21 protein-coding genes and 1 tRNA gene are annotated in these 22,182 nt (G+C 56.6%); 3 read left to right on the top strand and 19 right to left on the bottom strand.

All coding sequences use genetic code 11. The features are described 5' to 3' along the window. Nucleotides 1-7: 7 nt before the first annotated feature. The 17 genes from BLT66_RS21060 to BLT66_RS20980 all read right to left on the bottom strand — a co-directional run bounded on the left by BLT66_RS21060 (nt 8) and on the right by BLT66_RS20980 (nt 15,377). On the bottom strand, nt 8-1,096 hold the full coding sequence (locus tag BLT66_RS21060; RefSeq protein ID WP_092760870.1) for an acyltransferase family protein: 1,089 nt from the start codon (nt 1,094-1,096) through the stop codon (nt 8-10). Nucleotides 1,097-1,119: 23 nt separating this feature from the next. After that, a complete protein-coding gene (locus BLT66_RS21055; RefSeq protein ID WP_255407029.1) occupies nt 1,120-2,169 on the bottom strand; it encodes a glycoside hydrolase family 5 protein in 1,050 nt (349 codons plus the stop codon). Next, nucleotides 2,166-3,305, bottom strand: a complete 1,140-nt coding sequence (locus tag BLT66_RS21050) for a glycosyltransferase family 4 protein (RefSeq protein WP_092760868.1) — start codon at nt 3,303-3,305, stop codon at nt 2,166-2,168. The genes BLT66_RS21055 and BLT66_RS21050 overlap by 4 nt, the downstream gene beginning before the upstream one ends. Next, complete coding sequence (locus BLT66_RS21045; protein WP_143029253.1) at nt 3,302-4,630, bottom strand: polysaccharide polymerase; 1,329 nt, start codon at nt 4,628-4,630, stop codon at nt 3,302-3,304. The genes BLT66_RS21050 and BLT66_RS21045 overlap by 4 nt, the downstream gene beginning before the upstream one ends. Nucleotides 4,631-4,666: 36 nt before the next feature. Beyond that, nucleotides 4,667-5,344, bottom strand: coding sequence for an exosortase-associated protein EpsI, B-type (epsI, locus tag BLT66_RS21040; RefSeq protein WP_369821627.1), 678 nt, complete (start codon nt 5,342-5,344; stop codon nt 4,667-4,669). Then, complete coding sequence (gene xrtB, locus BLT66_RS21035; protein WP_255407028.1) at nt 5,341-6,255, bottom strand: exosortase B; 915 nt, start codon at nt 6,253-6,255, stop codon at nt 5,341-5,343. Before xrtB ends, epsI begins: the two co-directional genes overlap by 4 nt. Nucleotides 6,256-6,294: 39 nt before the next feature. Beyond that, entirely contained in the window at nt 6,295-7,149 is an 855-nt protein-coding gene (gene epsG, locus BLT66_RS21030; RefSeq protein WP_092760862.1) for a chain length determinant protein tyrosine kinase EpsG, read from the bottom strand. Continuing rightward, a complete protein-coding gene (gene epsF / locus BLT66_RS21025) occupies nt 7,146-8,519 on the bottom strand; it encodes a chain length determinant protein EpsF (protein WP_092760860.1) in 1,374 nt (457 codons plus the stop codon). The genes epsG and epsF overlap by 4 nt, the downstream gene beginning before the upstream one ends. A gap of 16 nt (nt 8,520-8,535) precedes the next feature. Further along, nucleotides 8,536-9,402 (bottom strand): polysaccharide export protein EpsE, encoded by an 867-nt coding sequence (gene epsE, locus BLT66_RS21020; RefSeq protein ID WP_369821626.1) that lies wholly within the window; start codon nt 9,400-9,402, stop codon nt 8,536-8,538. After that, complete coding sequence (locus BLT66_RS21015; RefSeq protein WP_092760859.1) at nt 9,399-10,313, bottom strand: EpsD family peptidyl-prolyl cis-trans isomerase; 915 nt, start codon at nt 10,311-10,313, stop codon at nt 9,399-9,401. Before BLT66_RS21015 ends, epsE begins: the two co-directional genes overlap by 4 nt. 9 nt (nt 10,314-10,322) lie before the next feature. After that, the gene (epsL, locus tag BLT66_RS21010; protein ID WP_092760857.1) at nt 10,323-11,528 is read right to left on the bottom strand and encodes an XrtB/PEP-CTERM-associated polysaccharide biosynthesis outer membrane protein EpsL; all 1,206 of its coding nucleotides are present in this window, start codon (nt 11,526-11,528) and stop codon (nt 10,323-10,325) included. A 196-nt stretch (nt 11,529-11,724) separates the two neighbouring features. Beyond that, nucleotides 11,725-12,507 (bottom strand): XrtB/PEP-CTERM-associated transcriptional regulator EpsA, encoded by a 783-nt coding sequence (epsA, locus tag BLT66_RS21005; protein ID WP_092761316.1) that lies wholly within the window; start codon nt 12,505-12,507, stop codon nt 11,725-11,727. Nucleotides 12,508-12,691: 184 nt separating this feature from the next. Next, nucleotides 12,692-13,249 carry an FxDxF family PEP-CTERM protein gene (locus tag BLT66_RS21000; protein ID WP_092760855.1) on the bottom strand — a complete coding sequence of 186 codons (558 nt, stop codon included), beginning with the start codon at nt 13,247-13,249 and terminating at the stop codon, nt 12,692-12,694. Between the two features lie 247 nt (nt 13,250-13,496). Continuing rightward, nucleotides 13,497-13,587, bottom strand: a tRNA-Ser gene (locus tag BLT66_RS20995). 20 nt (nt 13,588-13,607) lie between these two features. After that, complete coding sequence (locus tag BLT66_RS20990) at nt 13,608-14,000, bottom strand: DUF2237 family protein (RefSeq protein ID WP_255407027.1); 393 nt, start codon at nt 13,998-14,000, stop codon at nt 13,608-13,610. A 7-nt stretch (nt 14,001-14,007) separates the two neighbouring features. Further along, nucleotides 14,008-14,922: an SPFH domain-containing protein gene (locus BLT66_RS20985; RefSeq protein WP_092760853.1), complete on the bottom strand. Its 915-nt coding sequence runs from the start codon at nt 14,920-14,922 to the stop codon at nt 14,008-14,010. A gap of 29 nt (nt 14,923-14,951) precedes the next feature. Next, a complete protein-coding gene (locus BLT66_RS20980; RefSeq protein ID WP_092760851.1) occupies nt 14,952-15,377 on the bottom strand; it encodes an NfeD family protein in 426 nt (141 codons plus the stop codon). 134 nt (nt 15,378-15,511) lie between these two features. Between BLT66_RS20980 and BLT66_RS20975 the strand changes: the two genes are divergently transcribed. After that, nucleotides 15,512-17,785: an arginine/lysine/ornithine decarboxylase gene (locus tag BLT66_RS20975; protein WP_092760849.1), complete on the top strand. Its 2,274-nt coding sequence runs from the start codon at nt 15,512-15,514 to the stop codon at nt 17,783-17,785. A gap of 182 nt (nt 17,786-17,967) precedes the next feature. After that, nucleotides 17,968-18,534, top strand: coding sequence for a fasciclin domain-containing protein (locus BLT66_RS20970; protein WP_092760847.1), 567 nt, complete (start codon nt 17,968-17,970; stop codon nt 18,532-18,534). A 12-nt stretch (nt 18,535-18,546) separates the two neighbouring features. Here BLT66_RS20970 and BLT66_RS20965 read toward each other — a convergent pair whose 3' ends face one another. Beyond that, nucleotides 18,547-19,398 carry a DNA ligase gene (locus tag BLT66_RS20965; protein ID WP_092760845.1) on the bottom strand — a complete coding sequence of 284 codons (852 nt, stop codon included), beginning with the start codon at nt 19,396-19,398 and terminating at the stop codon, nt 18,547-18,549. 190 nt (nt 19,399-19,588) lie between these two features. Between BLT66_RS20965 and ggt the strand changes: the two genes are divergently transcribed. Next, nucleotides 19,589-21,310, top strand: a complete 1,722-nt coding sequence (gene ggt, locus BLT66_RS20960; RefSeq protein ID WP_092760843.1) for a gamma-glutamyltransferase — start codon at nt 19,589-19,591, stop codon at nt 21,308-21,310. A gap of 83 nt (nt 21,311-21,393) precedes the next feature. Here ggt and fabI read toward each other — a convergent pair whose 3' ends face one another. Continuing rightward, complete coding sequence (gene fabI / locus BLT66_RS20955) at nt 21,394-22,179, bottom strand: enoyl-ACP reductase FabI (RefSeq protein ID WP_092760841.1); 786 nt, start codon at nt 22,177-22,179, stop codon at nt 21,394-21,396. Between the last annotated feature and the right edge of the window lie 3 nt (nt 22,180-22,182).

The raw sequence follows: 22,182 nt of genomic DNA, 5'->3' as shown, positions 1-22,182 counted from the left end.
GGGGGTTTTATGTTTGTAGTGGTTGGATTATGGGTTTTTTAGTGGGGAATTTGAATATTTTTTCAAGTGCTTTGCGCATTTTATTTTGCAACGGAATTTCTATGTACTTGGATGCAATCATGGGCAACACAACACCCGCCAAGCCTAGCAATAGCCAGAGTGGATCATACTGGTCATGCGAAAGACCAAGTAGCAGTGTTCCATAGTGAAATACCAAAACATGCATCAGATAAATGGAGAAGCTGGCTTGGCCAATTTTTCGCATTATTGGGGATGCAAAAATAAAAGTTGTCCATTGAGATGGAATGGATAATAAATAAACTGCTAATGCGATGGTGAGGCCTAGCTCGGGGGCGCCGTAGAATTCCTCTTTGGTTGCAAAAAGCCATAATGGCATTGCCAACATAAAAATGGCACCCAATTGAAGTGCGAATAATGCTCTGCGTTGCGCAACACCATTCCATTCAACACGCGGCGCAAAACCCGCTATAGAACCTGCTAAAAATAAATGTAACTTGTTTGGTAAAGCGAGTCCTGGCCAGTGGGCATGCGTAACTATCAGTGCCGCACACAATAAAGCCATGAACGGGAATGCATACGGTAGCTTCGAGGTTTTTGCAATTGACCACCATATGAATATAAAGAAAATATAATATTGAATTTCTGGAGGTATCGACCAGAAAATACTTGCACTTCCGCCGAATAGATAGTGCCTTGCAATCTGCGTTGCACCATGAATTCTCATTGAAAAGTATGTATCAGGTTGAGCGTAGGAAATAATTATGCATGTGCTGATTACTAGCCAATAGATAGGTGCAATTCTGGAAAATCTGGCTACTCCATATTTAATTACGGCGGGGGCACTCCATGGCTCACGCGCATAGAGGTGGCTCATGAGCAACCCACTAAGAGTGAAGAAAATTCCAACACCTATTGCACCCATTACTTCTGTGTTAATTGAAAATGGTATGTGTGTTAAAACAACCAATAAACATGCAATTGCTCTAATGCCATCTAGATTTGGCAAAAAAGACTTTGATGTTTTTGGGGGAAGTTCTATCGCACTTACTACTTCCGCATGCTTGTATGGTTTCATTAATTTATTTTCGAACTCTTAAATTACTGAGGTATGAAATTTTTTAGCAGGCCCAGTTGAGGTGCCTCTGTTCCATTACCCGGCTGTATGCTGAATGCGTAATTGCCCCACCAGGGGCCTGCCGACCAATAGGTCCAGCCCAGCCATGCATCTGCGTCTTGCATGGACTCCAGCATGGCTCTAAGTGCAGCCAGGCACTCAGTGGACGGAGCTACCCCAAACTCTCCTAGCAAGAACCGCTTCTTTTCTTGTTTTGCCCAGACGGTGATGCGTGCCAGAGCGTCGCGCAGACGTGCTGCGTCAATGCAGCTAGTGCCTGTTCCCGAATAGTTGGCGTCTGCATACTGGTGTAGCTCAATTGCAAAGTTGTTGAGGGGGTCGTAAAAGGTACGGAATGCATTGGTTGCTGCAACACCGTCATATGACTTCTCCCATTCATGGGCGCCGCTCCAGCGCCCGCTACCTACCAGAAGCAAATGGCGTGCCCCAGCGCTGCGAAGTGTCAGCACGGTTTGTTGGGCAATTTGCATCCACTGTGGTACGGACAGAGCCGCGGGCTCATTCATGAGGCCAAAGGCCGTTTCGTCTGGATTGTTGAATGCCTGCAATAAGCGCCGCCATACGTCGAAAAATGCGCTAGCGGGCAGATCTACGCTGCCTAGTACGCGTCCTTGGTAGGTGCCGAAGTTATGCAGGTCCAGCAATACGCAGATGTTCATATCCCGGGCCCAACCGACCACGTTACGAAGTTGTTCAATCTCGGCAACGTCCAAGGGGGTGTTAATTTGCCGTTGTACGCGCTCCCAGCGGAATGGCACGCGTACGATATTCATACCCTGCGCTTTGAAGTACGCGAGGTCGTTGCGTGACGGATAGATGTAGTCTTTGTAGAGAACACCCGGTAGGCGTGTGTGGCCGAACTCGCCGCCAGACAGATTGACCCCTAGGAGGCGCTTCTGGTCGATACAACCAGCATGGGCATGGCCAAGAAGCAGCATGCACAGCATGAAAAATGTGACGCCGAGATTCTTGAAGCCCATGCCCAGGGTGAGCGACGCAGTGCGTTTGGTCATTGCGTTACCTTCATCACTTGGTTGTATTGCTGCGTGTAGCGGGCAGCAACGTCTTTCCAGGAATAGGCTTGTGCTGCATTGCGGGCGGCAGCCCTGTGGTCTTGGCCTGCGCCAAGTTGCTGAATGAGCCGTGTATGCAGTTCCGCAATTTGCTTGCCTTGGGTAGCGAGGTCGGAGGACGCAAGAACCAGTCCAACGCCTGTGCTGTCCACCAGGCGTTTAAAAGGGGGTATTGGACTCAAGATGGGTACCAAGCCGGCGCTCATGGCTTCAATGGGGGCGATGCCAAAGCCTTCGTGGTGCGACATGCAAATGAAGTAGCTGGCTTTGGCGATCAGGGCGCGCAAGTCTTGGTTGGTCGGGCCTGGGAATATGGTTACGCGGTCTGCCAAGCCTTTTTGCGCGGCGTGGTCGAGTATGGCCTGGGCCGTCAGATCGTATTCGCGTCCGGCAATGGTGAGATGCCAGGGTGTCTGGGGTTGCTGTGCACACAGGGCTGCCAGCACGTCCAGCGTTTCCAGTAGGCCCTTGTTGACTGACCAGCGGCCGAAGTAGATCAGCTCTGGTAGCAGGCTTTGCGAGGAAGCATCGTCAAACTTTTGGATGTCGACGCCGTTTTCAATGACCTTGAGTTTGCGGTCGCCCAGTATTTGGCTAAAGATATCGCCATCGTTGTCGCTTGTGGCAATAACCCGGTTGTAAGCCATGCAGGACATGCGGGTCATGCTATGAAAATAAATTTTCTTTAGGCGCTGAGCAAATTGGGTGTGGAAGAAACCGCCGTGTGTGGACGCCACCAGTGGTTTACCGTGGAGCAGCTTTGTCCAGGCTAGGAAGTCGAAGAAAAAATCAACGCCGTGTACGTGCACCAGATCCGCCTCGCGCAGCTTTTGCAATACCTGCGGGCACCACGGGTAACGTTCAGACCCGCTATATGGCAGGCGGTGTACGGGGATGCCGTCCAGTGTTTCATGCACTGGCAGCGCCTGGTTGGGCTCGCGAAAGACCCGGTCTAGCGTGACGACGTAAGGTTGGTAGGTGGTTGATGTGTGCTGGTATTGCACCAGGTTGCGCACCACTTCCTCCATGCCTCCTATGGATGGGAGGTACTGGCGTACGACGTGGGCGACTTTCATGCAGTTTTTCCTTTGGTGGCCGAGGGGTGTGCGGTGGTGGTAGCTGCCGACACTAGATGAGTTTGCTGGGAAGCTAAGACTTGGTCCGGTTGACTCTTGGGCGTTTGCCCTGGGATTTGCGCTCGGTCAGTTAACACTCCCATCAAAAACCACACAACGCCTGCTGTCTTCAACGCAAAAATGGATGTGCCGCTGATGCCAAGATTGGCAAAAATATAGAGTGTTATCAAAGCTCGAAATCGAATCCCGCGCTGGTCAGACATTGGAATTAAGAAGACCAAGGTGATCAGCAGTATGGACAGCGGTGCACCAAAGCGGGAAATCATGTAGGCATAGCCCATGTCCCCGTAGTTGGGCAGAGGGTTGCTCAAGCCCATGAGCAAGGTCCAGTCGAAATTCAATACCTCGACGCCGCTGCGGTAAATTCTTCCGATGAGATTGTCTTCTTTGCTATAGAGGTTTGCGGCAATTCCGAGGACCACGGCCAAGAGCAGGAAAGGGATGGTTGGTGCGATCCTGCTAACCATGCGTACGGGGAACAAGCGCAGCAGCAGCAAAGCAGCACTCATCATCATGCCAAAACGGGAGTCAGACAGTGTGATGAGAACCGCTGCGCAAATAATGAATACGGGCATTTTGCGCATTTCCGCCCAAGGCTTGCTAAGCGCCCAAGCCATCAAAATAACTGAAAAATTGCCAACAGCTACTGGCTCCATTAGCAGAGACGAAGCACGATGTGGTCCAAATATTTGCGGCAATATGGTGCGGCCAATACCTTCGGGCCGATAGCCATTCAAGGTCAGCATTTGTCCTTCGAAAGCCGCCGAACTTTGACTTATGCCACCAATGTGTACGTAGAACGAAAAGGTATTGAACAGGTTGGCATAGGTGTCTGTGAAGAAAACCTCGAACAAACCGGCCGCAATCAGGATGTAGCTGATCAGCTTCACAGAGCGATCCGCGAATTGGATGTCTGCAACATACCTGCCAAGACTGAGGAAGAGAATTGGTATCAGCAGGTCGCGCAAGCTTTTTACGTCGGGTGACTGGCGTATCAACCAGGCAAAAATCAACCAGGCAAATGCACAAAAACTGAATGTAATGGTGGATAGCGGCAGGTGGCGCCGCACGACGTACAGGCAGGCGGCGTAAATCAAACCCTCTGTTCCGCCTGCAATGGCCGCGGATGCATAAATGCCTCTGGCATTCAGAAAACTCAGGATGGACAGATAGGTAACCGAAGCTATCAAGATACCTGTAACCAAGCGCGCCGGATAGGCTGGCGTTGAGCGTTCGGTCAACCCTTGGTATTTGTTTGGGGTCATGTGCGGAAATATGGAGCGTGGCGAAGGCATAGCTAGTTAAATACCGGCAATGCGTTGGCGGTCTGTGGGAGTAAGTACTGCCAGCAACGCTGACGCGAATGCGGCTTGCTGGTCAAAACCGTTGTTGGGCGCGGTGTCGATGCTGGATACGCGGAACAGCAAGCCGTCTGTGACCAGACCCCTTAGCCCATAGCGAATTTCAACCAGTTTGCGTTGCACGCTGCCCAGCACTACCTGCTCACCGACCATGGCCCAGTAGGTTACGGGTTCAGTGCGGTCGTGGTTGCGTTGCGTTTCAAGACGTCGGACGGGCACTACGCCATACGGTGTAGCCAAGCTGCCAACGCGATTGGATTGCACCTCAAAGCCCTGGGCGGGGTAGCAGAGCTCTGGGTGGTGTAGCTGAAGCTCCCCGCGCTGGCTTTTGCCATAGGCGATGGACAGCATGATTCGATAGCCTTGGCTGTTGGTGTAGGTGCGTGCCAGGGTTTGGTCGTAGCTTGCTTCAACAGCGGCTTTTTGCAACGGGTCAACAATTTGTGCTTGCCCTTGGGATACTTCTTTCCAATCTCCGAATGTGGTGGGTACCAGAGATGCCAGGGCGATGGACGGGCGGAAGTCGGCCAGGCTTTGCGTCGGCCGCAAGTAGACGGTAAGCCAGGCGCCCAGCAGCATCATGGCTAGCAGAGATAGGCTTTTGAGAGGTGCTTTCACGAGGCTACACCTTGTGGGGCATTGCGCCGTTGGTAATAGGCTTCGGCCGTGTGGAGCAGGGTGTCGACGCCGATGATGAGCAGCAGGGCGCTGGTAAAGAGCACCATGCCTGCAAAACCATGTAAAAAGCCTTGGCCGGCTGCATCGCCCAAATGGTAGGTAATTAGCGTCAAGGCCATAACGCGTATGACATTGGCTGTGAAGGAGATGGGTACAACCAAGATGGCTAGTCCCAAGTTGCGAAAAGGTGAATCGCGCCGTACCAGGTTTAGATACAGCAGGCCCAGTGCCTCCAGGGTGAGCAAGGTGTGCAGGCCGGCGCAGGCGTCGGCGACCAGCAGCCTATATTGGCCAATTTGCAGCATGACGCCTGTACGGCCAATGGGGTAGCCGGCCCAGAACAACACGTGCTCTGCCACGTACGAGACGGCCATTTTCATGGGCATGGTGAGGGTGTCGACCACCGCAGCAGGTAAGGGCACCATGAACAGCATGAAAAACAAGCCGAACCATTGCGCCTTGAGTGCAGCAGATCCGTACATGAGCAAGACGGTGCCCACCAGCAGCCAGACCACCGAGCCCACCTCGAACATCAGTATGTCTTGCGACCGGCCCAGTATGTACAGCAGCAGGCTGAAAACAACGATTGGCCAACCCCAAGGGCTGGTAGCTTTACCAAGGCTGACCGCGACCATGCTGGGCCAGCTGCGGTACACCAGCCATATGGCTATGCCTAGGACGATGGGGCCGTGTCTTTGCTCATCCTGGTTCCATACGCCGGTGAGCAGGTCGTGGAGGCTTGGTACATACAGCACCGCCAATCCCAAAATGACAGGCAGCCACGCCACCAGCTCTGCACGCAGGGGCTTGGCGGTATGGACAACATGTATTTTCTGGGCTTCTGGATTCACACGGGTGCGCTGGAGCGTGCCTGAATGGCGGGGCGGTGCTTAGTCATCGTTGAGCACGGCGCCAACGAGGGCTACGCCGCCGTCCTGGAGCCGGCGGGTGAGTTTGACTGCGCTGGGGAGCAAGCTCTGATTTTTACGCGTGACCACCAATGCCGCACCGGTGCGCGCTGCGATGATTTCTGCATCAGCGTAAACGGAGCCGGCGGGGGTATCGATGATGATCACGTCAAAGTCTTGCGCGGCCAGCTGCAAAAGGCTGCCAAAGGCTGGGCGACCTAGAAGTTCTTGTGGGTTGGGTGGGGTGGCGCCAGCGGGCAGAACGCATAAACCTTGCAGGCTGGGTATGGGGCGGGCCACTTCCAAGCCTGCGCGCCCGGCCAATATGCCGGAGAGACCTGCATTTTTGACGAGCTTGAACAAGATGTGCTGTCGCGGCGCGCGCAGGTCGCCATCAATCAGCAGCGTACGTTCACCTTGCTGGGCAAATACGATGGCCAGGTTGGCGGCAATAAAACTGCGGCCTTCGCCTTTGTCCGGGCTCACCACGGTGAGTACTTTGCGGGCAGGGTCGGTATTGAACCAGCGCAGCATTAATTGGCTTCGCACGGCGCGCAGGTTTTCGCCCACGCGGCTGAAGGGTTTGTAGGCGGCTACCAGTTCTGGGCTGAGGCTGGTGTCCTGGTCGGACAGGTAGGCATAGTCAAATTGCAAAGAGAGCGCAAAGTCAATGTGCTCTTTGTTTAGCAGCTTTAATGCAATGCCAGCATCGCCAAATTTGAGGTTTTCCTTTTGCTGGTGCTGCGTGATGCGCGCAGCATCTTCGACAGTCAAGCGGCCGGTCGCAACCAGAATGTCGCCAATGGAGCGGGTTGCTCCGTTAACCAATGTGTTCATGCGCGGGCTCCTTTGGCGTGTTTAAGCATGCCTGCCGCGGATGCAATGGTGCCTAGGACTGGCAAGCCTAGTGCTTCCGGCAGGTCTTCCGCGGAGCGCACGCGGCGGTTGGTGAGTTCCAGCACCAGCGCTAGCCCGACTCCGAGCAGGATGCCCAAAAATATGGAAACCAAGGTGTTAAACACAACGCGAGGCGAGGACGGTTTGGTAGGCACTACGGCTGGGTTCAGCAGCGAGATGTTGGTTTGATTGGCTTGGCTTTCCATGTTGGTTTGCGATGCACGTTGGCTTACGGCTTCAAAGGCACGCTGAGCTGATTCGATGTCGCGGCGCAATACATTGAGTTCGTCGCGCTGCTTGTTCAGTACCAGCACGCGTGCCTTCTGGTTTGCGAGTGCGCTTTGCAATTGCTGTTCGCGCTGTTTGCCAACTTGGTAGGACGTTTCGATTGACGTAGTGATTTTGCGAGTTTCCGACTCCAGCTGGGCTTTGAGGGTTGCCAGCTCGGCTTCGGAGCGCAGCGTCTGCGGATGGTTTTTACCCAGGTTGGTATTGTTTTGCATCAACGTGGCTTCGAGCCTGGCTATGTCTGTCTTCAGTCCGTTGATCAAAGGGCTTTGCATGACCTCAGCCAAGGTATCTGCCTTGGATGACTGGCGTTTGCTTTGGCTGTCGGTAGTCTGCCCCTGCACACCGGTAAGCTGGCTGGAGGTTTCATTCAGTTTGGTGGTTTCGAAGTCGACTTGCTGTTCGGAGGAGGTAATACCGTTTTTTTGCTGGTAGTCCGACATGGCGCGTTGGGCTGTTTCCAGCTTTTCGCGTGCTGCCTTGGTTTGTTCGTCAAAGAATTGCGCGTACTGGCGAGCAGGCGCTAGGCGCAGGTCCAAATTGACATCCATATAGGCTTGAGCAAAAGCGTTGGCGGTAGCCGCACTGAAGTCGGGGTCTGCTCCTGTGTATGTGATGTTGATGACGTTGCTGTCTCTGGATGGCTTTACGTCCAGACTTCTTTGTAATGACGTGGCTAGCCAGTCTGCGAGTTGGCCTTTGCCTTTGGTGGCTTCGAGCCATTGCTGGCGAATTGTGGGGTTATCTTCCAGGCGCAAAAGCTTCACCACCGCTTTGGCTGTGCGATCGCTGTTGATGATGTCAATTTGGGTTGCCATATACCCTGTTGTTGCCAAGCCTTGCAGAACTTGGCCACTCATGGGGTCCGGTGATTTGACATCAACCACGAGTGCGGCATTGGCGGTGTATTGCTTTGATTGCAGCAGGCTTATGCTGACCGTGGTGATCACGGTGAGCACAAAAATGAGCAGCACTATTTTGTAGCGCGCACGCAGAATGAGCAGGAGTTGTTGAAACGTCATGGTGGGTGCGCTCGGCTTAGAACAGGCTTTCTTTGACGTAAATGACGTCATTGGGTTGAATGGTGTCGGTGAGCTTGGGTTCTATGTGCTGAACGCTGCCATCGGGGGCGCTGCGGTCAATGCGCATGCGTCTATCGGTACCGCGGGGCGTAAGGCCACCGCCCAAAGCCAGGGCTTGCATGACGGTCATGTTTCTTTCGATACGGTAGGCACCTGGGCGCTGCGCTTCACCGTAGATGTAGAACACGGGGGCCTTGTCTACATAGATGCTGTCACCACCTTGCAATACGATGTTGTCTTGCTCTTTGTCGGTCAGAAAGATCGATGCGATGTTGATTTGTTTGCGGAATGGCTGCCCATTGCGTGTGCCGGAAACTATCGCAACGTCGTCGCCTATGGGTGTAGCGCCGCCTGCCATTGCAAGCATGTCGCTGAGTCGGGTATTGGTGGTTTCTAGCGGAAAACGACCGGGACGAGCAACTTGGCCCAATACGGCGATCTGGTTACCGCGTATTTGCACCAGCACGATATTGACTTGGGGTTTCTTGATGAAACCTCCATTCTGTAAAGCATCGGCAATTTTCTTTTCGGCCGTCGCGATCGATAGACCTCCGAGTGCGACGGTTCCAATAAGTGGGTAAGTGATGGCGCCGTTTTCCGAGACGCGTGTTTCTACCGTCAGATCGGGGTTTTGGAATACTTGTATGCGAATTGAGTCGCCTGCGCCCAAAGGGTAATCGGGCTGCGTCTGGGCCTGGGCCGCAAAGCAGCAAAGCATTGTCAGGGCGGCTAAAAGAAACTGAAATGGGCGGAACAGGTGCTTTGTCATATTGGATATCCGTGTTGGCAAGCCGGTGGAATAACTGATGTCCATCGTGTTCATTTGAGTCCGGCGACACCTTTTTCGATGGTGGTTGATGTGTTTATAGGGGGAGTGGTAGATGCGTTGTGCGCTTTGGCAAATTCACCCATGTAGGTAATTTGGGTGTTGGCACGCAATTCCTTTAGCTTCTTGGCCAAGGCTTCATCCGTGCGTTGACTCATCAGGTACTTCTCAATGCCGGCCGATGCGGCGGCTTCGGTTATAGGTGCTTTTTGTGACGCAGCGATGTGTAAGAACGTAATGGCCTTGGTCGCTTCTAATACGGCGCTTTGTCCAGTGTTGAGCGGATGTATCTTTGCCAAAATTTCCAGTGGAATTTGCTCTGCAGCGCGAGAGGCGTTACCGGTGGTAAAAGCGATATTTTTTCCTTTGAGCCAAGCAGAGACTTCCTCTACGGTTTTGTCGTTTGTCGTAAAGCTGCGCAGTTGTTCTACCAAGCCAGGCGCGATAGGAATGATGATTTCTTGCAGGTTAAATATGCGCCGCTCTGCAAATAACTGAGGGTGGTCGGTGAAATAGCTTTTTATTTCTTCAGGCGTAGGTTTTGGTAATCCACTCGCCATTTGTTGCAGGTAGGCTCTTGCAAGAACGTCGCGACGAGCGGCCTCCAGTTCAGCTATCACCTGGGGCGAGCGGTTGAGCTTGCTTTCTGTGGCTTGGTCTATCGCCAATTGCTGGTCAATCAGCTTCTCAAGAATTTCGCGTGTTAGTACTTGTATTGCTTCTGGCGAATCACTTGATTTGCTGGCGCGACTAAGCACCTGGTTTATCTGGTGGACCGATATTTCTTCGGAGCCCACTTTAGCGGCTACCTGTGTAGTAGCGATGGGGTTGCCTTTGTCGCCACATGCCGCGAGGCTCAGCGCTACAACAGACGGAATAACAGTGCAATAGTAGAGATGGCGCTTCATGGTTGCCAATTAATAGCTGTATTGCGCAGCGAACGACGCCATATTGCTGTTGTAGTCTAGGCCCGCCTGGTTGGATGTACGTCGGGCATTTTGCAGTGAGGTAGTTAGTGTGAGGTTCCGGTAGGGTTGCCAGTCAAAATTCAAGCTGGCATCCCGCGTCGTGTCGCTGCGCTGGCTTGGCGTAGCGCTACTTGGTGAGCCCAGATAGTCGCGCAGGGCTATTTCATAGCGTGCGCGAATAGCGGTTTTGGGGGTGATTTGCCAGACTGGACTGAGGGACAGTCGGTCTGTTCTCGTGAAGTTCGTGTTGCTATTTTGGAAACTGGCTAGTTCACGGGCCCAGTTGGCCGTCAATGTCGATTTTCCTGAAATTGCCCATTTCAGGCTGGCATCCGTGTTGATGCCGCTGTAGTCACGTTGTCCGAAGTTCGGGTGGCTGCGATTGATGTAGGCCGCGCTCAAGTCGGCTGTGGTTTGACCGCTTAGCAACCAGTGCAGTCGGATTTCGTTGTCCTGCTGGTTGAACCGGTTGTCAAATAATGTTGCAGGCTGAATTGTTCTGTTGGTGTACTCGCCGCTGGTCTTCTTGAACGTATAAGACAGTGTGCTACCTGAAGGCCACAGATATCTTAAACCCGCATCCCCTGCTGTGGTGGAGGTGTTGCCCTCGGCCGCCAGAGGTAGTACGTTCTTTTGCGACGTGGTACCGATGCCACCTATCACGTGCCACGCCGCACCTAACTCATAAGTTGAGTCGAGGCGGGTGGTGGTGTCGGTGCGCTGGTTGCGTACGTTCAGCGTCTGGTTGTCTGCGAAGCTGTTTAAGGCTTCTTTGAGCGAACTAGTCAAATTGCCGTGCAGCTTGGGTGTGAGACTCCAGCGCCATGCGGCGCTAGCGTTATGGGCTGTAAAGCTGAGATAGCTGTTGTGCTGGTACCTGTAGTCAATGAGATTGACGTCGGCTTCAAAGCGCTGAAGGCTGTAAGGCTTGTTTAAACTTAGCCCGAGCGACGACTGACTGATGCGTTCCGTTGCACTGGCATTACCTCCTTGGGCCAGGGTGCTGGCGGGCAAGCGAAAGAGATTATTGTCGGTTTGCAACGCATAGCCCGCATTCAGCTTTAAGGTATCTTCAGTTTGCGCCCAGACGAGAGGCATGCTTGTCAAGAGCAACAGGGCTGGGAGCAGAAGAGCGTACGGGCGTTTTACATGCATGCGTTGAGGGTTGGCTGATTTATGACCACCTGATGGGTCGTTGAAAGATAAAGCAATGTAGATGCCAACAACCCGTAGGCTTGGTTAATCAACAGCACCGCCGATATGGCCTTTCTTTGCTATAGCAACTTAGCGCCGCAGCTGAGATTGTTCGCTCAGCTTGGCGCAACACCGGGTTTGACCTTATTGCGCGCCATTATGCATGCTCTCGAAGCGCTTTAAGCTTGCCAACGGCTTGTGCACGATTACTTACATTTAGCTTCTTGAAGACACGCTGCATATGGTTTTTGACTGTGAAAGCGCTGATTTCCAGAATGCTGCCGATTTCGGAGTTGCTCTTTCCTTCAGTGACCCAGCTTAGGATTTCAGCTTCGCGTTCGCTTAAGCCATGGTTCTTTTTCAACACTGCGCCAGTAGGTGTCTGGCTTTCAGGTTGAGTTGCATGTGTCTGCCGGGGCTGGAGGGGGATCTGGCGCAAAGCGGTGTCTATGTACGGCAGTAGCACGGACATTGCACTAAGCTCAATCTGGCTTTGCGGGGGGCGTCTGCTGAAAATCACATACAGACAGTCATGGCTTCCTCTTGCGTCACGGATGCCATGCACCATGACAGATTGCATCTCTCTCAGTGCAAAGCCGGAGACTTCGACTGGAAAACCATACTCGTGCGGATGGTGCATGAAGGGTTTTCTCCCAAATTCGATCCATCGTGCGAACCAGTGTTGTAACAGGGTGGAGAAGGCTTTAGATGGGATACCAGGGGCACTGATACCGGTGAGTGGCGAAATGATGTCGTGCTGCACCTGGCCTTTGGCGAATTGCCCCCACGCTGCTATCAATATGTCGTGCGGTAGATAGCGCTGCATATCGCCTTGCAGCCATACCCGCATTTCCGCCTGGTTGCGCACTTCCACTGAACCGCAAATAACGCGATGGTAATGCTGGAGTTCATTAAATGACAAAGATGGCAAAAACGCCATGTGGTGGAACTCCTGCAATTGGATGTCGTTATGAAACGTAAAAGATGCAGCTTGCGCCAATCTTTGTCTGAATTTTAGGGAGGCGCATGCTGCGCTGCAGCATGGTCTTTGTGATAAATCTCACTCAATCCAGGCAAAAAAAAGGATTGCCATGCAATCCTTTTGAAACCTCGGTGAAAAACGGTTACGCGTCTTGTTTGGCCTTGTTGCGACGACGCACGACCGCGCCGATCAATCCGAGACCGGCCAACATCATGGCGTATGTTTCAGGCTCAGGTACTGGGGTTGTGATGTCTGGCGAAAGGCTGGACGCAGACATCAGTAGGCTGAACGAGCTTGCGTTGTTGGCACCGCCAGACAATGTTAGGGTGTATGTGTCTGCTGCAATATTGCCCGTGTAGTAAAGCGATTGGCTAAAGGAATTGGTAGCTGAGTTGATGGCGGTGGAGTAGGTCAGATACGTGGTCAAGCCACCCAGGCTGGTCAACACCGCCGTGAAAGGGTCCAGCAAGCTGGCCGTAGTGAGCGAGTTTTTGACGGCGAGTACTGAGAAAATATTGGTTCCGCCGGTGGTGCTGAACGTAAAAGAGTCGCTAAAGCTGCCGGCTGAGTAGGTCACGGGCGTGTCGTAGCCGGTCGATCCCAAAGCAGTCAAAACGCCCACATTTGTTGTGGCGGCTAGAGCGGGTACGCTGGTTGCCATTACGGCTGCTGTAGCGATGGCCATCATCAAATTACGCATTGTTTACTTCCTTGGTGGCGGGTGGGGGGGGGGCGCTGGGGCATGCATTTTTTAGATTGCATACAAACCGGCTTCGGCTGGATCGTAAAGGCAGTGTTAACCCTAGTCGATAGTCCATTCGGACTATTGGCGTATTCGGTGGCCGGAATCGGAACTATTTCACGCTTGAGGCATGGGGTGTCTTGCCGAACACGTGGTGTTACTGCACAAAGTAAAAGGCCCGCCGTGCAATACGGCGGGCCTAAACTGGCGGAACAGGCGGGATTCGAACCCGCGGAGGGCTATTAACCCTCACACGCTTTCCAGGCGTGCGACTTAAACCGCTCATCCACCGTTCCTAAGCCCACAAGTATAGCAGTCAATAAGCCTCATTTCGGCGGGGCACTGCATGTTTCTCCAGATCTTCGAGCAACACGAACTCCAGCGCCCGGATGTGGGTGGATTCCAGCACCACCGGTGGGGCAACCCCGGCTTCATGGGCTTCTTTCCAGCGGTTGGCGCACAGGCACCAGCGGTCGCCCGGCTTGAGTCCCGCAAAACGCCACTGGGGCCGGGGCGTGGTCAAGTCGTTGCCGCGCGCCAGTGAGAAGGCTAAAAATTCGGCCGTCACCTTGGTGCAGATGACGTGCGAGCCGCTATCGGTTTCATCGGTGGTGCAACAGCCATCTCGAAAGTAGCCCGTCAGCGGGTCGTAGGAGCATGGCACCAGCTCGGAGCCGAGTACGTTGTGTTCCATGGCCGGGTCTTCCATAGGGCTCCTATTGCGGTTTGGTGGCGTTGACCATTTTCATGGCTGAGCCGATCAAGGCCGATACCTCGGTCATGTTGCTGGGCACGATCAAGGTGGTTTTGGCGTCAGCGGCGACACGGCTGTAGGCTTCGACGGCTTTTTCTGCAACTTTGAGCTGCACGGCCAGCTCACCGCCAGGTTGCCGAATCGCGGAGGCCACACGTTCGATGGCATCTGCGGTGGCGGTGGCGACTGCGGTGATGGAGGCCGCTTCACCTTGCGCCTTGTTGATGACTGCCTGTTTTTCGCCTTCGGAGCGGGCGATGAAGGCTTCGCGCTCGCCGGTGGCGATATTGATTTGCTCCTGGCGGCGACCTTCGGAGGCGGCGATCAGCGCGCGCTTTTCGCGCTCGGCGGTGATCTGGGCCTGCATGGCATGCAGGATCTCCTTGGGGGGGGTCAGGTCTTTGATTTCGTAGCGCAGCACTTTTACGCCCCAGTTCAAAGCAGCTTCGTCGATAGCTGCCACCACCTGGGCGTTGATGATGTCGCGCTCTTCAAAGGTCTTGTCCAGTTCCAGCTTGCCGATCACGCTGCGCAACGAGGTTTGTGCCAGCTGTGAAATCGCCATGATGTAGTTCGAAGAGCCGTAGCTGGCGCGCATGGCGTCCGTCACCTGGAAGTACAGAATGCCGTCTACCTGTAGCTGGGTGTTGTCGCGGGTGATGCAGACCTGGCTGGGGATGTCCAGTGGGATTTCTTTCAGCACATGCTTGTAGGCTACGCGGTCGACAAATGGCACCAGAAAATTCAGCCCCGGCGTCAGCGTGCCATGGTATTTGCCTAGCCGCTCTATGACCCAGGCGTGTTGTTGCGGCACGACCTTGAGGGTGCGGCTGATAAAGATGATGGCGATAACGAGTAAGACGATGGCAATTTCCATAAAGGCTCCGGTGAAGATGGTTCAGTGTTTCACAGTTTGTCGAGTAATAAACGGTTGCCGATCACTTCGGCCACCCGATGCGGGCCGCTGACGGGCAGATTGCCCGGGCGGTGCACCACCGTCCAGTTGGCGCCGCGGTAATGGACTTGGGCGGTGCCGTCGGCATTCCAGCTGTCGACCATCACGGTTTCGCCGATGTCTAGATTCACATCCGGGTTGGCGCCCGCAGGCAGGTTTTTGGGGTGTTTGCTGCGGATACGGTACCAGGCAATGACGGCGCCGCCGCCCACCAGGCTGGCCAGCACGGTCTGGACGACGGTGGTAGCGCCGAAATGGGCGGCGAGGGCGGCTGCGGCGAAGCCCAGCGCCAGCATCAACAGGTAGAACGTGCCGGTGACCAGCTCGACCACGACCGCCCCTCCAGCCAGTAGCCACCATAAAGTTGATTCCGCCATTGCGCCTCCTGTTGTATTGCTATCGCCACATTTTCAGACAAAAGCGACGGGGTGCCGAAGAAGCTTCACCGTAAGTCCTTACACTTCGCGCCTGTTTTGAACATTGTTCTATCCCGTTATGGCTGGAGGCCGGCATGAAGTTTCGTTTCCCTATCGTCATCATTGATGAAGATTTTCGCTCTGAGAACACCTCGGGCCTGGGCATCCGCGCCTTGGCCCAGGCGATTGAGACGGAGGGGTTTGAGGTGTTGGGCGTAACCAGCTATGGCGATCTGAGCCAGTTCGCCCAGCAGCAAAGCCGCGCCAGCGCCTTTATTTTGTCGATCGATGACGAAGAATTCTCGCCCGGCCCGGACCTGGACCCGGCCGTACTGAACCTGCGCCATTTCATTGCCGAAGTGCGGCGCAAGAACCTGGATGTGCCCCTGTATATATATGGCGAGACCAAAACCTCGCGCCATATGCCTAACGACATCCTGCGTGAACTGCATGGTTTCATCCATATGTTCGAGGACACGCCCGAGTTCGTGGCGCGCCACATCATCCGCGAGGCTAAGAGCTACCTCGAAGGCGTGCAGCCACCGTTCTTCAAGGCTTTGCTGGACTACGCGGAAGACGGCTCGTATTCCTGGCACTGCCCCGGCCATTCGGGCGGCGTGGCTTTTCTGAAGAGCCCGGTCGGCCAGATGTTCCACCAGTTCTTCGGCGAAAACATGCTGCGTGCCGACGTCTGCAACGCGGTGGAAGAGCTGGGCCAGCTGCTGGACCACAACGGCGCGATTGGCGACAGCGAGCGCAACGCCGCGCGTATTTTCAATGCCGACCACTGCTTCTTCGTGACCAACGGCACCAGCACCAGCAACAAGATGGTCTGGCACCACACGGTGGCGCCGGGCGACGTGGTGGTGGTAGACCGTAACTGCCACAAGTCGAACCTGCACGCCATCATCATGACCGGCGCGATTCCGGTGTTTTTAAAGCCCACGCGCAACCACTTCGGCATCATCGGGCCTATCCCCAAAAGCGAGTTTGAGCCCGCCGCCATCAAGGCCAAAATCCGCGCCAATCCGCTGCTGCAGCATGTGGACGCCGACACGGTCAAGCCGCGCATTCTGACACTCACGCAATCCACCTACGACGGCGTGCTCTACAACACCGAAACCATCAAGAGCATGCTCGATGGCTATGTGGAGAACCTGCACTTTGACGAAGCCTGGTTGCCGCACGCGGCTTTCCACCCGTTCTACGGCAGCTACCACTCGATGGGCAAGAAGCGCATTCGCCCCAAGCACGCGGTGGTGTATGCGACCCAATCGATCCACAAGCTGCTGGCCGGTATCAGCCAGGCCAGCCATGTGCTGATCCAGGATTCGCAGAACGTCAAGCTGGACCGCCATCTGTTCAACGAAGCCTATCTGATGCACACCAGCACCAGCCCGCAGTACAGCATCATCGCCAGCTGCGACGTGGCCGCCGCCATGATGGAGCCGCCCGGCGGCACCGCGCTGGTGGAGGAAAGCATTGCCGAAGCGCTGGACTTCCGCCGCGCCATGCGCAAGGTCGACGAAGAGTACGGCACCGACTGGTGGTTCAAGGTTTGGGGACCGGACAAACTGGTGGAAGAGGGCATAGGCCGCGCCACCGACTGGATCATCAAGGGCGAATCCAAAACCAATGCCAAGGCCAACTGGCACGGATTTGGCAAGATGGCTACCGGCTTCAACATGCTGGACCCGATCAAGTCGACCATCGTCACGCCCGGCATGGACCTGAACGGCAAGTTCGCCAAGACCGGCATCCCGGCCAGCATCGTCACCAAGTTCCTGGCCGAGCACGGCGTGGTGGTCGAGAAGACTGGCCTGTACAGCTTCTTCATCATGTTCACCATCGGCATCACCAAGGGCCGCTGGAACAGCATGCTGACCGCGCTGCAGCAGTTCAAGGACGACTACGACAAGAACATGCCGATGTGGCGCATCCTGCCGGAGTTCTGTCAGAAGTATCCACGCTACGAAAAGATGGGCCTGGCCGACCTCTGCCAGCACCTGCATGCGCTGTACGCCAAGTACGACATCGCGCGCCTGACCACCGACATGTACCTGAGCGACCTGACCCCGGCCATGAAGCCCAGCGACGCCTACGCCCACATCGCGCTGCGCAAGACCGAGCGTGTGGAGATCGACAACCTCGAAGGCCGCGTCACCGTGGGCCTGGTCACGCCCTACCCACCGGGTATTCCGCTGCTGATTCCGGGCGAAGTGTTCAACAAGAAGATCGTCGACTACCTGAAGTTCTCGCGCGAGTTCAACACCCAATGCCCGGGCTTCGAGACCGACATCCACGGCCTGGTGGAAGAGGTGGACGCCGACGGCAAGCACCACTACTTCGCCGACTGCGTGAAGGCCTAATCCCTCCCAGTTGGTTTGCTATTAAATAAAGAGCTGCTCGCGCAGGTAGTGCCTGCGTCAGCGGCTCTTTTTTTATAAATTTTGGGTGATTTGCAAGGGTTTTGAATCCAAAGCCATGCACCGCTCCGTATTGGTATCAGCCGCAACATTTCGGCTTGTTATCCAACTACTAGGAGCTCTCCATGGTCTCGATCAAAACCACCCGTACATTGGCATCTTTCAGCCTGGCCGCCGTGATGGCTGCGGTCTCTTTCTCCGCGCTGGCCGCAGACGTCATGGTAGGCGGCGCGCCGATGCTGGCCTCCAAGGACATCATCGACAACGCCGTCAATTCCAAGGACCACACCACCCTGGTGGCGGCGGTCAAGGCCGCCGGCCTGGTCGACACGCTCAAAGGCCCGGGCCCGTTCACCGTGTTCGCGCCCACCAACGCAGCCTTCGCCGCGTTGCCGGCTGGCACTGTGGATACCTTGCTGAAGCCGGAGAACAAGGGCACGCTGACCACCATCCTGACCTACCACGTGGTCGCCGGCAAGGTGGATGCGGCTTCCCTGGCCAAGATGATCATGGACGGCAAGGGCATGGCCACGCTGAAGACGGTCAGCGGCGGTACGCTGACGGCCAAGGCCAGCGGCGGCAAGGTGATGGTCACGGATGAAAAAGGCGGCACCGCCAACGTCACCATCGCCGATGTCTACCAGTCGAACGGCGTGATCCACGTGGTCGACAAGGTTCTGTTGCCCAAGTAATTCGGCCTCTGCCTACACCTCTTCGCGCAGCCGCAAAAAGCTCGCGAAGCGCGGTATCCCGCTGGGGTTGACATCGCGGAAGCGGTAGGTCACCCAGCTGCCGACGGGCGGTGGGGCGCGCCGCTGGGCATCGCTCAAACCGCTGCCCAGCTTGAAGCGCAGGCCCTCGGGCGTTTCCACCAGCAAGGCCCCCAGCAGCCCCTTGTATTTGCCCTGGCCGTCGATGTGGCCGACCACCCGGGCTTCGGCATCGTCAAAGGGCTTGAACTTCAGCAGGTCGTCGCTGCGCTGGCCCACATACAAAGACTCTCCGCGGTGCAGCACCAGGCCCTCGCCACCGTCCTGCACGGTTTTGCGCAGCAGGGCTTGCAGCGCCGCCGGGTTGGCGATGCGTGATTGCTTTATCGGCTGTACCCAGGGCGGCAAGGGCAGCTCCTGCAGGGCGGCGAGCCGCAGGTCAAAGATGGCCCCGTGCGCAGGCAGGTCGAACACCATGAACTGCATCTGCCGCCAGGCCGCATCCGCCGCGGCTTGCTGCCGCATGGTCGACACCGCGCTGGCGAACGCGCCGCGGCCGGCCCACAGTTCACCGTCCATCGCCACCGCCGGCCAACCAGCGGTAAACCAGGCGGGCGGGGTAATAGGCTGGCCGCCGCGCGTCCACAGCTGCTTGCCGTCCCAGTAGCCGCGCACGCCGTCGTATTTCTCGCTGACCCAGTAGCCGTCCAGCGCCATGCCGGGCTTGTAGACCTTGGGCAGCATCAGCGGCGGTACCTCGGCCCAGACCCAGCCGGGCGCGGCGCTGGCGGCGGCGATCAGCAACAGGGTTCGGCGCAGCAGGGGTGTAGAGGGCAGGGTGTGCATGCCGCATATTTAACGCCCAGCACGGTTCGCAGGGAATCACCGGGCCGGCGATTTATCCCCACAAAGCAGCATACTTTGCGTAACAAAAAGCATGAGGCTTCATCAAGCTGTCTTGTTACAGTGCTGCGGGCGCAGCTGTGCTTTTGCTGGCGGCCTTCCTATTTCAACCTCAGCCTGGAGACTTATTCGCATGCAGATTTTTTCCTTTCGTCTGGCGCTGGTCGCTAGCGCAGTCACGCTGAGTTGCGCGGCCCACGCGGCCTCCATGGCTCCGGTCGCCGCCGAGAACGGCATGGTCGTCACCGCCCAGCACCTGGCCACCCAGGTCGGCGTGGATGTGCTGAAGAAGGGCGGCAACGCCATCGACGCCGCCGTGGCCGTGGGCTACGCGCTGGCCGTGGTCTATCCGGCCGCCGGCAACCTGGGCGGCGGCGGCTTTATGACCGTGCAGCTGGCCGATGGCCGCAAGACCTTCCTGGATTTCCGCGAGAAAGCCCCGCTGGCCGCCACCGCCAATATGTACCTGGACGCCGACGGTAATGTCGTCAAGGGCGCCAGCACCAACGGCTACCTGGCCGTTGGCATCCCCGGCTCGGTGGCCGGCATGGAGACCGCCCGCACCAAGTACGGCACCATGTCGCGCGCCAAGCTGCTGGCGCCGGCCATCACCCTGGCCGAACGCGGCTTCGTGCTGACCGAAGGCGATGTCGACATGCTGCAAACCGCCACCGCCGATTTCAAGAAGGATGCGCCCTCGGCCGCCATCTTCCTGAACAAAGGCGAGCCCTTCCAGACTGGCCAGAAGCTGGTGCAAAAAGACCTGGCCAAGACCCTGCGCCTGGTCAGCCAGAAGGGCACCGATGGCTTCTACAAAGGCACGGTCGGCGCCAACATCGTCGCCGCCAGCCAGGCCGGCAAGGGCATCATCAGCCAGGCCGACCTCGACCAGTACAACGTGCGCGAAATGGCCCCGGTGGAATGCGACTACCGCGGCTACCACATCGTCTCGGCGCCGCCCCCCAGCTCGGGCGGCGTGGTGATCTGCGAGATTCTGAACATCGTCGAAGGCTACCCGCTGAAAGAACTCGGCTTCCGCTCGGCCCAGGCCGTGCACTACCAGATCGAAGCCATGCGCCACGCCTACCTGGACCGCAACAGCTACCTGGGCGACCCAGACTTCGTGAAGAACCCGCTGGACCGCCTGCTCGACAAGGGCTACGCCGCCAAGATCCGCGCCGCCATCGACCCCGCCAAGGCCGGTGTCTCCAAAGACCTGAAGCCCGGCGTGGCACCGCACGAAGGCAGCAACACCACCCACTACTCCATCGTCGACAAGTTCGGCAATGCCGTCTCCGTCACCTACACCTTGAACGACTGGTTCGGTGCCAAGGTGACGGCTGCCAAGACCGGCGTGCTGCTGAACAACGAGATGGACGACTTCACCGCCAAGATCGGCGTGCCCAACCTGTATGGCCTGGTGCAGGGCGAAGCCAACAAGATCGAGCCCGGCAAGCGGCCCTTGAGCTCCATGAGCCCCACCATCGTGACCAAGGACGGCAAACCGGTGATGGTGGTTGGCACGCCAGGCGGCAGCCGCATCATCACGGCGGTGACCCACACCATCCTGAACGTCATCGACTACGGCATGAACGTGCAGGAAGCCGTGGACGCTCCGCGCTTCCACCAGCAGTGGCTGCCCGATGTGACTCAGGTGGACACCTTCGGCATCAGCCCGGACACCCGCAAGATCCTGGAAGGCATGGGCCACAACCTGGCGGCACCGCAGCCGGCTAACCACTTGGCGGCGATCCTGGTGGGCGCGCCCAGCCTGGAAGGCAAGCCGCGCGGCAAGAACCGCTTCTACGGCGCCAACGATCCGCGCCGCAATACCGGTTTGGCATTGGGTTACTGATGGTTTAGTTTGCTATAGTTGATATAGGTAGGGGCGCTCGTGCAATATGCGCTAGCGCCCCTTTTTACTTGAAACGACGAGGTTTACGCCGCTTCGCCGATGCCGCCAACCACTTGGCTGAAGCCACCGTCCACATAGGTGATCTCGGCACTGACGCCCGCCGCCAGGTCGCTTAGCAGGAAGGCTGCCACATTGCCCACGTCTTCGATGGTCACATTGCGGCGGATCGGGCATTCGGCCGTGGCCTTGAGCATCTTGCCGAAGTCCTTGATGCCGCTGGCGGCCAGGGTCTTGATCGGGCCGGCGCTGATGCCGTTGACGCGGATACCCTTGGGGCCGACCGACTCGGCCAGGTAGCGCACGCTGGCTTCCAGCGAGGCTTTGGCCAGGCCCATGGTGTTGTAGTTGGGCAGCACGCGCAGCGCGCCCAGGTAGGTCAGGGTCAGCAGTGCCGACTTGTTGCTCAAATAGGGCAGGGCGGCCTTGGCCATGGCCGGGAAGCTGTAGGCGCTGATGTCGTGCGCCACGCGGAAGCTCTCGCGGCTCAGGCCTTCGAGGAAGTCGCCGGTAATGGCTTCGCGCGGCGCAAAGCCGATGCTGTGCACAAAGCCGTCGAACTGCGGCCAGGTCTGGCCCAGGTCGGCAAACAGCTTGTCGATCTGCGCGTCGTCGGACACGTCGCAATCGAAGATCAGCTTCGAATCAAAGTCGGCAGCAAACTCGGTGATGCGGTCCTTGAAACGTTCGCCGACGTAGCTGAAGGCCAGCTCGGCGCCTTGTGCGCGGCAGGCCTTGGCAATGCCGTAGGCGATGGAGCGGTTGCTCAGCACGCCAGTGATAAGTAGTTTTTTGCCAGCAAGAAATCCCATGAC

The sequence above is a fragment of the Rhodoferax sp. OV413 genome (assembly GCF_900104385.1).
Lineage (GTDB): Bacteria > Pseudomonadota > Gammaproteobacteria > Burkholderiales > Burkholderiaceae_C > Rhodoferax_B.
This window is presented reverse-complemented; position numbering and strand designations above follow the sequence as displayed.